The organism is Streptomyces sp. NBC_00986 (assembly GCF_045162565.1).
In the GTDB taxonomy this organism is placed as follows: domain Bacteria; phylum Actinomycetota; class Actinomycetes; order Streptomycetales; family Streptomycetaceae; genus Streptomyces.
Map to the genome: position 1 here is coordinate 1,482,492 of NZ_CP108733.1, position 13,495 is coordinate 1,495,986.

Below are 13,495 nucleotides of genomic sequence, written 5' to 3' on the forward strand. Positions count from 1 at the left end.
CGTGACACCACCACCCCGTCCCCACAACGAAAGGACATCTCATGGCACTTCTCGACCTGCAGACGATGGAATCCGACGAGCACAACGACGGCGGCGGCGCGAGCACCGTCAGCCTGCTCTCCTGCGTCAGCGCGGCGAGCGTTCTGCTCTGTCTCTGACGACTCGGTGAACCCACGGCTCCGGGCGGCCCCCTTCCACGAGGGGAGGGCCGCCCGGGGTCCACGTCACATCACCCGAGGGGCCGCCGTATGACGACGCATGCCGAAGGCACCCCGGTGGCCGGTTCGCTGCTGCGGTCGGCCGTCCGCGCGGCCGGTGTGCGCTGTGCGGCGCTGGGCGCGGTCAGTACGGCGTCCACGGCGGCCGCGTTACTGCTGCCCGCCGTGCTGGGCCGGACCCTGGACCACCTGCTGGCGCATGCCCCGGCGGCGCGCTGGGTGTGGGGGTGCGCGGGGCTGGTGCTGCTGATCGGAGTGCTGGACGCGTGCGGGACGGTGCTCGGCGGGACGGTCACGGCCGGGTCGACGGCGTGGCTGCGCCGACGCGTCACCGGACATGTGCTTGCCGTGGGCCCACGGGCCAACACCCGTTTCGGAGCAGGGGAGTTGGTGGCCCGGCTCGTCGGGAACGCCGCGCAGGCCGGGACGGCACCGGGTGCGGTGGCCGCGCTGCTCGCGGCACTGGCGGCACCGGTCGGAGGCGTGGTCGCACTGGCGTTGATCGACCCGTGGCTGGCGGCCGTGTTCCTGGCCGGGGCGCCGGTCCTCACCTTCCTCCTCCGTGCCTTCGCCCGGGACACCTCGGAGTGCGTGACGCGCTACCAGCGGATCCAGGGCAGGATCGCGTCGGCGCTCGCGGAGGCGATGGGCGGCTTCCGTACGATCCAGGCGGCGGGTACGGCGGACCGCGAGACGGTACGGATCCTGCGACCGCTGCCCGAACTCTCCCGCGCGGGCCACCGCATGTGGCGGGTACAGGGACGGGCCGCAGCGCAGGCGGTCACCGTGGCGCCCCTCCTCCAACTGGCCGTCGTGGCCGTGGCGGGCTACCTGCTGACCAGACAGCGAGTGACGGTGGGCGAGGTGCTGGCCGCGTCCCGGTACGCGGTGCTGGCGACCGGCGTAGGAGTGCTCGTCGGCCAACTGTCGGGCCTGCTCCGCGCGAAGGCGGCAACCCAGCGCCTGGACGAGATCCTCGCCGAACCGGCCACCATCCACGGACACCGCCAACTCCCGCCGGGCCCCGGCCACTTGGAGCTGCGCGGCGTGACCGCCCGGCACGGCGAACGCACCGTCCTCGACGGCATCGACCTGGTGGTCCCCGGCGGCACGACCCTCGCTGTCGTCGGCCGCTCCGGCGCCGGCAAGTCCCTCCTCGCGGCGGTCGCGGGCCGCCTGACCGACCCGGACGCGGGCGAGGTCCTCCTCGACGGGATCCCCCTCCGAGACCTGAGCCACGACGAGCTGCGCACCGCGATCGGCTACGCCTTCGACCGCCCGGCCCTGCTTGGCACGACGATGGAGGACACGATCGCGTTCGGCCTACGGTCGCCGTCACCCGCCGGCGTCCGGGATGCGGCGCGAAAGGCCCACGCGGATACGTTCATCCGCCGCCTCCCGCACGGCTACGCCACTCCCGTCGCCGACGCGCCCCACTCCGGCGGCGAGTCCCAACGCCTGGGCCTGGCAAGGGCGTTCGCCCATGAGGGCCGTGTCCTGATCCTCGACGACGCCCTCTCCAGCCTCGACACGATCACAGAACACCGCATCACGAAGTCCCTCACGGGCCCGGACTCCAACGGCACCCGCCTCCTCATCGCCCACCGCGCGGCTACGGCGGCCCGCGCGGATCTGGTGGCGTGGCTGGACGGGGGGCGGGTGCGGGCGGTGGGGGCGCATGCGGAGTTGTGGGAGGTGGCGGGGTATCGGGGGGTGTTCGGGGAGGCGGAGGGGGCGAGGCGGGGCATCGAGGATTCCGGAGGCGGGGAGAGGGGCTCGCGCGAAGGAGTTCGGGACGCAGAGGGCGGGGCGGGCTGATGTCAGGTGGGGAGGGGGCACCGATGCCGGGCGGGGAGGAGCGGGCGGACGGACGGAGCGGGCCGATGCCGAACGGGGACGATCGGGTAGGCCAGGGGGTGCCCACCTGCCACGAAGACATTGGCGTTCACCCGGAACCGAACCCTCCGACGGACCTCGCGGAAGAACTGACGCGGCGCGGGCCCGGGGAACATCGACGGAGTGGCGCGGCCGAGACGACCGGACGCCGCACCGGAACAGACGACGACGGTGGTGGCCGTGGGCGCGGTCTCCCTGTTCTACGCGAGCGACGACAGAACCCGGCGCCGCCCAGCGCCGAGCCGACGGAGACCGAACGGCGCACCGGCGACGACATCCATCGGCACCGCCACTTCCCGCATCGGCAACAACAGGAACCGCCACCGCCCGAAGCCCAGTCGAACGAGCCGACGCGACCCATCGAGCCCCACCCCGACAGCAACGCCCCTCGGCGCGGCCTGCGCTTCCTTCACCGGCGGCAGGAATCCGCGCCGCCCGAAGCCCGGTCGACAGAGACCATGCCATCCCCCCAGCCCCACGACAGGGGCAGCACCCCCCAGCGCGGCGGCGGCATCCATCAGCATCTCCTCCGCTTCCTCCGGCGGCAGCGAGAGGAGCCGACACCGCTGGATGCCCGGCCGAAGGCGACGACGCGCCCCATCCGGCCCCGCGACGGCAGCAGTGTCCCCCGGCGCGGCCTGCACTTCCTTCACCCGCGACGGCAAGAACCCGCGCAACCCGAAACCCGGTCGGCGGAGGCCGAGCCATCGCCCCGGCGTGGCCTGCGCTTCCTCCACCGCCGACCACACCAACCCCCTCCCCCCGACGCCCCACCGCGAAAGACCACCCCACCCCCCGACACCGGCACCCTCCCCCGCCGCGGCCTCCGTTTCCTCCGTGCCCGCCGGCCGGTGCTGGTCCGTCTCGCCGTCTGGTCCGTGCTGGAAACCGGGCAGACCTTTCTCGTCGGGTACGGGCTCGCCCGTGCACTGGACACCGGGTTTCTCGTCGGGCGGGGTGGGGTCGGGCTCGCGTGGCTCGGGGTGGCGGGCGTCGGGGTCGTCGTCGGGGCGTTCGGGACCGGGCGGGTCTACCGCGGTGTCGCCGATCTGGTCGAACCGCTCCGGGATCTGCTCGTGGAGCGGGTCGTCGCGCGCGGGGTGCGGGAGGCGGACGGCGGGGCGTTGTCGGGGCTGACCCAGCAGGTGGAGCTGGCCCGGGACACCTTCGCGGGGCTGGTGATGGTGTCCCGGTCGTTCGTGTTCACCGCCGTGGGCGCGCTGGCAGGGCTCTGCTCACTCGACCCGCTGCTGCTTCTCGTCGTGGCACCACCGCTCGTCACCGGGGTGTGCCTGTTCGCGGCGACCCTGCGTCCGCTGGCCCGGCGGCAGGAGACCTTCCTCCTCGCCGACGAGGCCCTCGCCGACCGGCTGGGCACCGTCTGCCCCGGCCTGCGGGACATCACGGCGGCCGGTGCCGAGGAACGGGTCGCCAGCGACACCGGGCACCTCGTCGACGCCGAACTGCGAGCCGCCCGTTCACTGGCCCGCTGGGGCGTCCTACGCGTGGCGTCCCTCGCGATCGGCGGCCAGTTGCCGATCGTGCTGCTCCTCGCCACCGCCCCCTGGCTCCTCGGCCACGGCGTCACCCCGGGCGGCCTGGTCGGCGCCCTCGCCTACGTCACCCAGTCCCTGTTGCCCGCCCTCCAGAACCTGGTCCACGGCCTGGGCACCAGCGGCTCCCGCCTCGCGGTGGTCCTGCGCCGCCTGACACCTGCGTCGGCCTCCGGACCTTCGACCCCGGTCCCCCACCTCACCGCACCACCACCTGGCGAGCCCGTCCTTCGCGATACCGACCCCGCCCTCGCCCAAAGCGCCGACCTGGCCGTCATGGACCCGAGCGGTACTCAGACCACCGTCCCCCACCCCGCCTCACAACTGGCTGGCGAACCTGTCCACTTCCCCTTCCCTCAAGCCACCGAACGCGCCCCCGACAACCCCAACCCCCCGGCCCTCTCCCTGACCTCCGTGACCTTCGCCTACGGCGCCGCCGGCGCCCCCGTCCTCCGCGACCTCACCCTCGCCCTCCCCCAAGGCGCCCACCTGGCCGTCGTAGGCCCGAGCGGTATCGGGAAATCCACGCTCACCGCCCTGGCCGCCGGGCTGCTGAAGCCCGGACACGGCACGATCCGGATGTACGGACGTCCGGTGTCCGAGACAGTCGCCCAGCGCGTGCTGATACCCCAGGAGGCGTACGTATTCGGCGGGACCCTCGCCGACAATCTGAGCCACCTGCGACCGGACCCCGTGCCCCGGGCGGAGCTGCTCTCCGCGGCCGAAGCCGTCGGACTCTCCCCGCTGCTCGAAACCCTCGGCGGGCCCGACTCCCCCGTCGACCCGGCCGCGCTCTCCGCAGGCGAACGCCAGTTGATCGCCCTCACCCGGGCCTACCTCTCCTACGCCCCCCTCGCCCTCCTCGACGAAGCCACCTGCCACCTCGACCCGGAAGCGGAGGAACGCGCCGAGCGGGCCTTCGCCCGGCGGGAGCGGAGCGGTGCCGCGCTCGTCGTCGTCGCGCATCGGATCAGTTCCGCGCGCCGAGCCCACCGCGTGCTCGTCATGGACGGGCAGGACACCGCGCTCGGTACGCACAGCGATCTGCTCCGTCGCTCTCCGCTCTATCGGGACCTGGTGGGCAGTTGGTCGTCAGAGCCAGCCCTCGCCCTGGGAGATACGGATCGCGTCGATGCGGTTGCGGGCGCCGGTCTTGCGGGTGATGGCCGCCATGTAGTTGCGCACGGTCCCGTGGGACAGGTGCAGGCTCCCGGCGATCTCCGCGACGGAGGCGCCCTCGGCGGCCAGGGTTAACACGCTCAGCTCTCTGCGGGTCAGCGGCATCTCCGCGGCCTTGAGGAATCCGAAGCCCAGCGAGTCGTCAACGAAACGTTTCCCCTCGGCGACGCGACGGATGGCGTGCACCAGCCGGTCCGGTGGGCTCGCCTTGTCGACGTAGCCGAGCGCACCCTCCTCCAGCGCGCGTTTCAGCAGGCCGGGGCGGTGCGCGGTGGCCAGGACGAGGAGGCCGGGAGGGGTGGGGCCGGTGCCGCGTGGGCCCACTTCGCCCAGTGGCGGGATTCCGTACGCGTCGTCGCAGTCGAGGTCCGCCGCGCAGACGTCCGGCCGTACGGACCGGACGCGACCGGGTGCGGAGTGCCACGGGGTGTCCCAGACTCCGAGGCCGGGTTCGCGGCGGAGCCACTCCGCCAGGACCGATCGCACCAGACACGCGTCGTGCACCAGAAGTAGCCGGATCACTGCCGTCCCCTCAGCTAGCCGTTCGCCGGTTTCACGGTGGTTTCGCGTGTGCCCCATTGTTCGCGACCGTGACAGCGCGCGAGCCCGGAGATCCGGCCAACAGGGTGCGCGGGGGCGCACGCGAGGCGCTCGTACGCCGCCGCGCGCTTCGATTCGGGAGGTATACGACCCGGGCCTTCGGGGTACGGGCGCGCGCTTCCCCGCCGGGGAACGAGCTCGCTCGCCGTGCGCGTCGGGCCCCCAGGGTGGAGCCTGATCACTGAGACCGCGCTGTGACAGTGACGGCCTCCGGGGCGACGGAGCCTGTGTCGAGAGCCCGACCGTGCTCAGCCCTTCGGGCCTCCGCGCGCTCGGGTTCTCGACACAGGCGCGCCCCTTTGGCCGTACGAGGAGGTGGTCGGCGTGTCGGACGGGCAGGCTCCGGTGGTCGCCGGAGCGCCGGTCGGGCGGCCGATGCTGTCTCTCGCGCTGGCCGCGATGATGGACGGCGTCCACGCGCACTCGGGCGCGGTGTATCTGCTGACGCCCGACGAGCCGGTACTGGAGATGGCGGTGATGGCCGGGCTGCCGCGCGCCTTCGCGGCGCCCTGGGAGCGGGTCGGGCTGAGCGCGCCGATCCCGGTCGCCGAGGCGGTGCGCGAGCGGCGGCTGATCTGGGTCGGCGGCGAGGAGGACATGGCCCGCCGCTATCCGCGCATCGCGGTGGTGCTGCCGTACCCCTTCGCGCTGGCCGCAGTGCCGATCGCCACGGCGTCGACGGTCTACGGCTCGGTCTTCGTGACCTGGCCCGGTTCGCATCCGCCGGTCCTCTCCGACCGGGACCGCGACCAGCTCACCTCCGCCTGCGACCGGCTCGCGGTGCGGCTGGAGCGTGCCGCCGAGGAGCGCCACCCGGTGCGGGCGGAGCCCGATCTGCTCGCCACCGGGCCCGCGGCGAGCGTGGCCGGGACGCTGGGCACGGTAGAGGCGGCGCGGATGGTGGCCCGGCTGCCGTACGGGCTGTGTTCGCTGGATCTGCACGGGCGGGTCGGCTTCGCGAACGCGGCGGCCGGGGAGCTGCTCGGCATGTCGGTGAGCAGTCTGCTCGGCACCCAGTTGTGGGCGGCGGTGCCCTGGCTCAACGACCCGGTGTACGAGGACCGTTACCGGGCCGCGCTGCTCAGTCAGCAGGTCACGTCGTTCGTGGCGCTGCGGCCGCCGGGCGAGTGGCTGTCGTTCCGGCTGTATCCGAGCACGACCGGGCTGAGCGTACGGATCAGCCGGGCGCGGGCGGTGACGGAGCTGAGCCGCGCGGCACCGCAGCTGGGCGAGGGGCCCTCGCGGCTTGTGACCATCTCGCAGGTGCTGAGCCTGGCCGGGGCGCTCACCGAGGCGGTCGGGGTGGAGGACGTGGTGCAGCTGATCGCGGACGAGGTCGCCCCGGCCGTGGGCAGCCAGGCGCTGGTCGTCCTCGGTTCGCAGGGCGGGCGGCTGCATGTACTGGGGCACCGCGGCTATCCGGACCCGCATGTCGTGGAGCGCTTCGAGGGGATGGCGCTGAACGGCACGACACCGGGCACGGCCGCCCTCAACAGGGGTGTGCCCGCGTTCTTCGACTCCCGGCAGGAGCTGGAACGGCTGTATCCGAGCCGGCACGCGACCCCGGACGGGTTCGCGGCCTGGGCGTATCTCCCGCTGATCGCGTCCGGACGCCCGGTCGGCACCTGTGTCCTGGCCTACGGGGAGCCGCATGTCTTCCCCGCGGACGAGCGGGCCGTGCTGACGAGTCTGGGCGGGCTGATCGCGCAGGCGCTGGAGCGTGCCCTGCTCTACGACGCGAAGAACCAGCTGGCGCACGGCTTGCAGGAGGCGCTGCTCCCGCACTCGCTGCCGCCGCTGCCGGGCATCGAGGCCGCCGCCCGCTATCTGCCGGCCACTCAAGGGATGGAGATCGGCGGCGACTTCTACGACCTCGTGACCTCCGAGGGCCTGGCGGCCGTGATCGGTGACGTACAGGGGCACAACGTGACCGCGGCCGGTCTGATGGGGCAGATCCGGACCGCCGTCCGCGCGTACACCACCGTCGGTCAGGCTCCGGAGGAGGTCATGCGCAGCACCAACCGGCTGCTGATCGACCTCGGTTCCGAACTCTTCGCGAGCTGTCTGTATCTACGGCTCGATCCCGCGCGCGGTACGGCCGTGATGGCGCGCGCCGGGCATCCGCCGCCCTTACTGCGCCGGCCGGACGGGCGGGTACGGGTGCTGGACCTGGCGGGCGGTCCGCTGCTGGGCATCGACGCCGACGCCGTCTATCCGACGACGGAGGTCGATCTCGCGCCCGGCTCCGTCCTCGTCCTCTACACCGACGGGCTCATCGAGTCACCCGGCGTCGACATCGAGGACGCCCTGGCCGAACTGGGCCAACGCCTCGCAGCGGCAGGGGACTTGCCGCTGGAGGAGATCGCCGACGAACTCGTGCGGCACAGTGCCGCGGCACGGGAGCGGAACGACGACGTGGCACTGCTTCTGCTGCGGGCCCGGGAGCCGGGACCGACGTGAACGCAGGCGGTCCGGCCCTCCCGCCGGAGGGCCGGACCGATCCACCGCCGACCTGATGGAAGGGGTCGGATCAGTGGTTCGAGGTGAGCGACGAACCGTCGTCGGCCCCGTTGCCGGTGTCCTGGCCGGTGCCGCTCTGGTCCTCGCCCGTGCCGCTGGCGTCGGTCGCGGACGGGTCGACAGCGCCGGACTGGTCACCGGTGCCGTCGGTCGCGTTCGGGTCCACGGCGCCGGACTGGTCGCCCGTGCCGTCGGTCGCGGACGGGTCGGCGGCGGTCGCCGACGGGTCCGCCGTGGCGGTGTCGTCGCCCGCGCCGGCACCCGCGCCCGCGTCGCCGAGGGTGGCCCCGGTCGCGGTCAGCGCGGCGGTGACCGGCTGGAAGAAGGTCTCGCCGCCGCTGGTGCAGTCGCCGCTGCCGCCGGAGGTGAGGCCGACCGCGCCGCCGTCCTGGGTGAAGAGCGAGCCGCCGCTGTCACCCGCCTCGGCGCAGACGTCCGTCTGGATGAGGCCGTTGACGGTGTCGACACCGTTGGGGTCGGTCTCGCTCTGGAAGTTGACCGTCGCGTCGAGGCCGGTGACCGTGCCGTCGTGCAGACCGGTGGTGGAGCCCATCCGGAAGACCTGGGTGCCGACCGTGGCGTCCTCGGCCTGGGTGATCTGGACCGTCTGGCCGTTGCCCACGTTGACGTCGCTCGTGGTCTGCGTCGCCGGGTCGTCGTACTTCACGAGGGAGAAGTCGTTGACGGGGAACGTGGCCTGGTCGACCGTGGCGATCGGCTGGCCGTCCTGCGAGTCGGACCACTGCTTCGCCGCGACGCCGCAGTGTCCGGCGGTCAGGAAGGCGGGGGTGCCGTCGCTCGCGGTGACGTTGAAACCGAGGGAGCAGCGCACGCCGCCCTGGTCGGTCTGGGCGAAGATGGCGTCGCCGCCCGAGACCAGCGTCTTGAAGGAGCCGGCGGTCTTCTTCACCGTGGCCATGTTCGTGCCGAGGCTCTTGACGGTCGACAGCACGGTGTCCCAGTCGGAGCCGGTGACGGTGCTGTCCGCGAGGACCTGGATCTTGTTGGTCTTCGGGTCGACCGACCAGGCGGTGCCGGGGACGGTGGCCTTGGTCTTCAACACCTGGGCGGCGGCGGTGAGTTCGGCGGTGCTGTTCTGCACCTCGCGCACCTTGGCGCCGGCCTTCTCCGCCTGCACGACCACGTTGTTGTTGTCGCCCGAGATCACGTTGACGACGAGCTGCTGCGTGGCACTGTCGTAGTAGGACCCGGCGAAGGCGTCACCCAGCAGTCCGGCGAGCTGCGAGGAGAGGTCGGAGGCGCCCGTCGCCTTGAGGGTCTTGGGGGTGGCGGCGCCTGCCGAGTTGTCCTGGGACGCGTTGGCGTTCGGCAGCAGGATCGCCGCCGCTCCGAGAGCAGCGACACCTCCGACGGCTATGACGGCCTTGCGCTTCGGAATTCGCTTGTGACTCAAACTGCTCGACCTCCTGGGGACCGGGGTCTGTGCCGCCGGGGCGACGGCTTATGGGGGGCGCCTGGATGCCCGTTGATACGCACGTGTCACGTGGCGCGTTCAATTCCGTTTCCCAACTTCCTTTACGAAACCGGGAATCGGCCATGTCCAAGCCCTGACCCGGCAGGGGTACGAAGGGGCTGCGGGCCAGTACCTGCGGCGCAGCGGCCCCCGTCCGTCCGGCGCGCGGTGAGCGGCCGGATGTCTTGATCGAATCGGTGCCGCCCAAACCTGCCCGTGCCAGTGGGCAGTTCACACACTCCCGGTCCGCTCCCGATCAACTCCGGGTCCGACACGGACAGCGATCGGTCGGCGACGTTCCGTCGAGAACAGTGGACGGAATCCTCGCTTCAGGGAATCTGCACAGCGCGTACCCAACGAAGTCACCGGACTCGACGGATCTGCACATGCACACGCCCCCAGCAACGCCTTTGGTGGGGAGTGCCCCATTCCGCTTCGGCGCCGCAAGCCCTCCCGCGGAACGATGCCGTGCAGCGTGTGAAGAAGTCGCCGACACCTCGTGCCCACGCCTGCACGGATCGGGGCTCCTGGGGCTCAAGTGCCCTGGTGGGACCGGAGTTTGATTGGCTGCGTCCACCGGCGGCGTGCTTTGATCCATCGCACCGCAGGAGCCACGAGGGCTCCGGAAACGGCGCTCGGCGCCTGCGGTCGCGGCCGTCGTCTGTCCCCAGAGGGGGGCCGCTCCCCCCTTGTGAATATCCATATGAAGGGAAGTTCCCCCATGAACTCCACCCCCCAGGTTGAGACCGTCGAGATCTCCGACGCCGAGCTCGACAACGTCTCCGGTGGTCTGTCCGTGAACGCCCTTGGCACCGTCACCGGCCTGGTCGACGGCGTTGTCCCGGTCTCCGGCCTGGTCGACTCGGTCATCGGCACGGTCGAGGGCACCACCGGCCTGAACGTGACCCCGGTCACGAACCTGGTCGCCGGTCTCTGATCGCACCTTGTTACACCGAGTCCCGGAGCCGTTTCCCGGCTCCGGGATTTCGGGTGCCGTAAAAGATCTCTCCCACAGGTGAGGGAAGTCCCGTGCAGTTCCGCCAACAGGCCCTCGCCAAGCTCCAGTCGCCCGAAGAGCTCGATCTTCCGGTGCGCTTCGCGCGTCCGCAGGGCTGGCTCGTGCTCGCCGTGACGGTGGTCGTGGTGGCCGCCGCGTCCGTGTGGGCGGTGACTGGATCGGTGGCGTCGACCGTCAGCGCGTCCGCCATCCTCACGCACGGGGAGGGCAGTTACATCCTGCAGAGTCCCGTGGCCGGACAGGTCACCGCCGTCCTCGCGCAGGAAGGCGAGCAGCTGCCCGCCGACTCCCCTGTGCTGAAGGTCCGTACGAGCGACGGCGACTCCGTCGTGCGCACGGTCGCCGCGGGCCGGGTCACCGCGCTCGCCGCGACCATCGGCCAGATCATCCAGACCGGCGCGAACGTCGCCGCCGTGGAGAAGGTCGCGCACGCCACCGATCCGCTCTACGCGACGGTGTACGTGCCCGCCGAGAACGCGGCCTCCATCCCCGCGAACGCCTCCGTCGACCTGACCGTCTCGTCGGCTCCGACGCAGACGTACGGCGTGCTGCGCGGCCGGGTGAAGGCGGTGGACCGGTCCGCCGAGTCGGCGCAGCAGATCTCCGCGTTCCTCGGGGACAGCCAGCTCGGCGAGCAGTTCACCAAGAAGGGCCGCCCGGTGGCCGTGCTGGTGAAGCTCGACAAGTCGGCGCGGACGAAGAGCGGTTACAAGTGGTCGTCCCAGGACGGACCCCCCTTCGCCCTCACCTCCATGACCATGGCCTCGGCCTCGATCCGGCTGGCCGATCAGCGCCCCCTCGATTGGCTGCTGCCATGAGCCCCGCACAGGACACCCGTTCACGGCGCCGCTCCGCCCCGCCGAAACGCCCGGTCCCCAAGGGCCGCGCGAAGACGGTCCGTTCACCCACGGTCCTCCAGATGGAGGCCGTCGAGTGCGGCGCCGCCTCCCTCGCGATGGTGCTCGGCTTCTACGGCCGTCACATCCCGCTGGAGGAACTCCGCATCGCCTGCGGCGTCTCCCGCGACGGCTCGCGCGCCAGCAACCTCCTTAAAGCAGCGCGTAGTTACGGCCTCACGGCCAAGGGCATGCAGATGGACACGGCCGCACTCGCCGAAGTGCGCTCCCCCGCCGTCCTGTTCTGGGAGTTCAACCACTACGTCGTCTACGACGGCATGGGGCGCCGCTTCGGCCGGCGCGGGGTGTACATCAACGACCCTGGAAAAGGGCGCCGGTTCGTACCCATGGAGGACTTCGACGCGAGCTTCACCGGTGTCGTCCTCGTCATGGAACCGGGCGACGGCTTCGAGAAGGGCGGGCGCAAGCCGGGCGTCCTGGGCGCGATGCCGGCCCGGCTGCGCGGCACCGCGGGCACGATGCCCGCCGCCGTGCTCGCGAGTCTGCTGCTGGTACTGGTCGGTGCGGCGATGCCCGCGCTCAGCCGGACCTACATCGACATGTTCCTGATAGGCGGTCAGACGTCTTTGCTGGGCGTCCTGTTCGCGTCGATGGGGACGTGCGTCCTGCTCACGCTGGCGCTGACCTGGCTGCAACAGGCGAACCTGCTGCACGGCCGTATCATCTCCTCCACTCTTTCCAGCGCCCGCTTCCTGCGCCATCTGCTGCGGCTCCCGGTGACGTTCTTCTCCCAGCGCAGCCCGGCCGACCTGGTGCAGCGCCTCCAGTCGAACGACGCCGTCGCCGAGACCCTGGCCCGCGACCTCTCGGCGGCGGGCGTGGACGCGGTGGTCGTGGTGCTCTACGCGTTCCTCCTCTATACGTACGACCCCCAACTCACGTATGTGGGCATAGGTGTTGCCCTGCTGAACGTGGTGGCGATGCGGGTCGTCATCCGGCTGCGCGCGACCCGTACGGCGAAGCTGCGCGCCGACAGCGCCCGGCTCACCAACACGGCCTACACCGGGCTCCAGTTGATCGAGACGATGAAGGCGACCGGCGGCGAGGACGGCTACTTCCGCAAGTGGGCCGGACAGCACGCCACCACCCTGGAGGAACAGCAGCGGCTCGGGGTGCCGAGCGCCTGGCTGGGCGTGGTCGCGCCGACGCTCGCCTCCCTCAACAGCGCGCTGATCCTCTGGATCGGCGGCATGCGGGCGGTCGAAGGACACATCTCCGTAGGCCTGTTGGTCGCCTTCCAGGCACTGGTCACCCGCTTCACCGCGCCGATCACCCGGCTCAACGGCGTCGCGGGCCGCATCCAGGACTTCGCGGCCGACGTGGCCCGCCTCAAGGACGTCGAGAACTTCCAGGCCGATCCCCTCTACTCCCGTGCGGGCGGCGCCGATTCGACCCGCCGGCTGCAAGGGCACGTCGAGCTGGAGAACATCACCTTCGGCTACAGCCCGCTCGACAAGCCGCTGCTCACCGGCTTCGACCTGACCGTCGGCCCGGGCCAGCAGGTGGCACTGGTCGGCGGCTCCGGCAGCGGCAAGTCCACGGTCTCCAGGCTGATTTCGGGTCTCTACACGCCCTGGGAGGGCGTGATCCGCATCGACAACCACCGGCTGGAGGACATCCCGCGCGGCGCCCTCGCCGCCTCCGTCTCCTTCGTCGACCAGGACGTGTTCCTCTTCGAGGGCTCGGTCCGCGACAACGTGGCGCTGTGGGACCCGTCGATCCCGGACGAGGCCGTGGAGGACGCGCTGCGCGACGCGGCCCTGTACGACGTGGTGATGCGGCGGCCCGGTGGCATCCACAGCCGGGTCGAGCAGGACGGGCGCAACTTCTCCGGCGGTCAGCGTCAACGCCTGGAGATAGCAAGGGCGTTGGTGCGCAGGCCCAGCATCCTGGTCCTCGACGAGGTGACGAGCGCGCTGGACGCGGAGACCGAGTTGGTCGTGATGGACAACCTGCGCAAGCGCGGCTGCGCCTGCGTGGTGATCGCGCACCGGCTCAGCACGGTGCGCGACAGCGACGAGATCGTCGTCCTCGAACACGGGACGATCGTGGAACGCGGGCGGCACGACGCCCTGGTGGCGGCCGGCGGCGCGTACGCCACGCTGGTCAAGGAGCGGTGA

At 71.7% G+C, this 13,495-nt stretch carries 9 protein-coding genes and 1 pseudogene; 7 read left to right on the top strand and 3 right to left on the bottom strand.

All coding sequences use genetic code 11. The features are described from left to right. Nucleotides 1-41 precede the first annotated feature (41 nt). Both OG504_RS06570 and OG504_RS06575 read left to right on the top strand, forming a co-directional pair. A complete protein-coding gene (locus OG504_RS06570; RefSeq protein ID WP_033278838.1) occupies nucleotides 42-158 on the top strand; it encodes a SapB/AmfS family lanthipeptide in 117 nt (38 codons plus the stop codon). A 90-nt stretch (nucleotides 159-248) separates the two neighbouring features. Beyond that, nucleotides 249-2,036, top strand: a complete 1,788-nt coding sequence (locus tag OG504_RS06575) for an ABC transporter ATP-binding protein (protein ID WP_405988869.1) — start codon at nucleotides 249-251, stop codon at nucleotides 2,034-2,036. A 278-nt stretch (nucleotides 2,037-2,314) separates the two neighbouring features. Here OG504_RS06575 and OG504_RS06580 read toward each other — a convergent pair whose 3' ends face one another. Continuing rightward, nucleotides 2,315-2,863, bottom strand: coding sequence for a hypothetical protein (locus OG504_RS06580; protein WP_405988870.1), 549 nt, complete (start codon nucleotides 2,861-2,863; stop codon nucleotides 2,315-2,317). Between the two features lie 102 nt (nucleotides 2,864-2,965). On the opposite strand from OG504_RS06580, the gene OG504_RS06585 reads away from it, so the two are divergent. After that, nucleotides 2,966-4,921: an ATP-binding cassette domain-containing protein gene (locus tag OG504_RS06585; RefSeq protein ID WP_405988871.1), complete on the top strand. Its 1,956-nt coding sequence runs from the start codon at nucleotides 2,966-2,968 to the stop codon at nucleotides 4,919-4,921. Here the strand turns inward: OG504_RS06585 and OG504_RS06590 are convergent. Beyond that, nucleotides 4,844-5,425, bottom strand: a pseudogene (locus OG504_RS06590) (LuxR C-terminal-related transcriptional regulator); the annotation flags it as partial. The gene OG504_RS06585 and the pseudogene OG504_RS06590 sit on opposite strands and share 78 nt — an antisense overlap. Nucleotides 5,426-5,761: 336 nt before the next feature. Here OG504_RS06590 and OG504_RS06595 point away from each other — a divergent pair. Next, nucleotides 5,762-7,906: a SpoIIE family protein phosphatase gene (locus tag OG504_RS06595; protein WP_405988872.1), complete on the top strand. Its 2,145-nt coding sequence runs from the start codon at nucleotides 5,762-5,764 to the stop codon at nucleotides 7,904-7,906. A 70-nt stretch (nucleotides 7,907-7,976) separates the two neighbouring features. Here OG504_RS06595 and OG504_RS06600 read toward each other — a convergent pair whose 3' ends face one another. Further along, a complete protein-coding gene (locus tag OG504_RS06600; protein ID WP_405988873.1) occupies nucleotides 7,977-9,380 on the bottom strand; it encodes a S1 family peptidase in 1,404 nt (467 codons plus the stop codon). Between the two features lie 781 nt (nucleotides 9,381-10,161). Between OG504_RS06600 and OG504_RS06605 the strand changes: the two genes are divergently transcribed. The 3 genes from OG504_RS06605 to OG504_RS06615 all read left to right on the top strand — a co-directional run bounded on the left by OG504_RS06605 (nucleotide 10,162) and on the right by OG504_RS06615 (nucleotide 13,495). Then, nucleotides 10,162-10,377: a type A2 lantipeptide gene (locus OG504_RS06605; RefSeq protein ID WP_405988874.1), complete on the top strand. Its 216-nt coding sequence runs from the start codon at nucleotides 10,162-10,164 to the stop codon at nucleotides 10,375-10,377. Nucleotides 10,378-10,469: 92 nt separating this feature from the next. After that, complete coding sequence (locus OG504_RS06610; RefSeq protein WP_405988875.1) at nucleotides 10,470-11,276, top strand: HlyD family efflux transporter periplasmic adaptor subunit; 807 nt, start codon at nucleotides 10,470-10,472, stop codon at nucleotides 11,274-11,276. Continuing rightward, nucleotides 11,273-13,495, top strand: a complete 2,223-nt coding sequence (locus OG504_RS06615) for an NHLP family bacteriocin export ABC transporter peptidase/permease/ATPase subunit (RefSeq protein WP_405988876.1) — start codon at nucleotides 11,273-11,275, stop codon at nucleotides 13,493-13,495. Before OG504_RS06610 ends, OG504_RS06615 begins: the two co-directional genes overlap by 4 nt.

Bases quoted from the DNA above. Each gene is read 5' to 3' on its own strand.
- OG504_RS06570 (WP_033278838.1), top strand. From the start codon at position 42: ATGGCACTTCTCGACCTGCAGACGATGGAATCCGACGAGCACAACGAC.
- OG504_RS06575 (WP_405988869.1), top strand. From the start codon at position 249: ATGACGACGCATGCCGAAGGCACCCCGGTGGCCGGTTCGCTGCTGCGG.
- OG504_RS06605 (WP_405988874.1), top strand. From the start codon at position 10,162: ATGAACTCCACCCCCCAGGTTGAGACCGTCGAGATCTCCGACGCCGAG.
- OG504_RS06615 (WP_405988876.1), top strand. From the start codon at position 11,273: ATGAGCCCCGCACAGGACACCCGTTCACGGCGCCGCTCCGCCCCGCCG.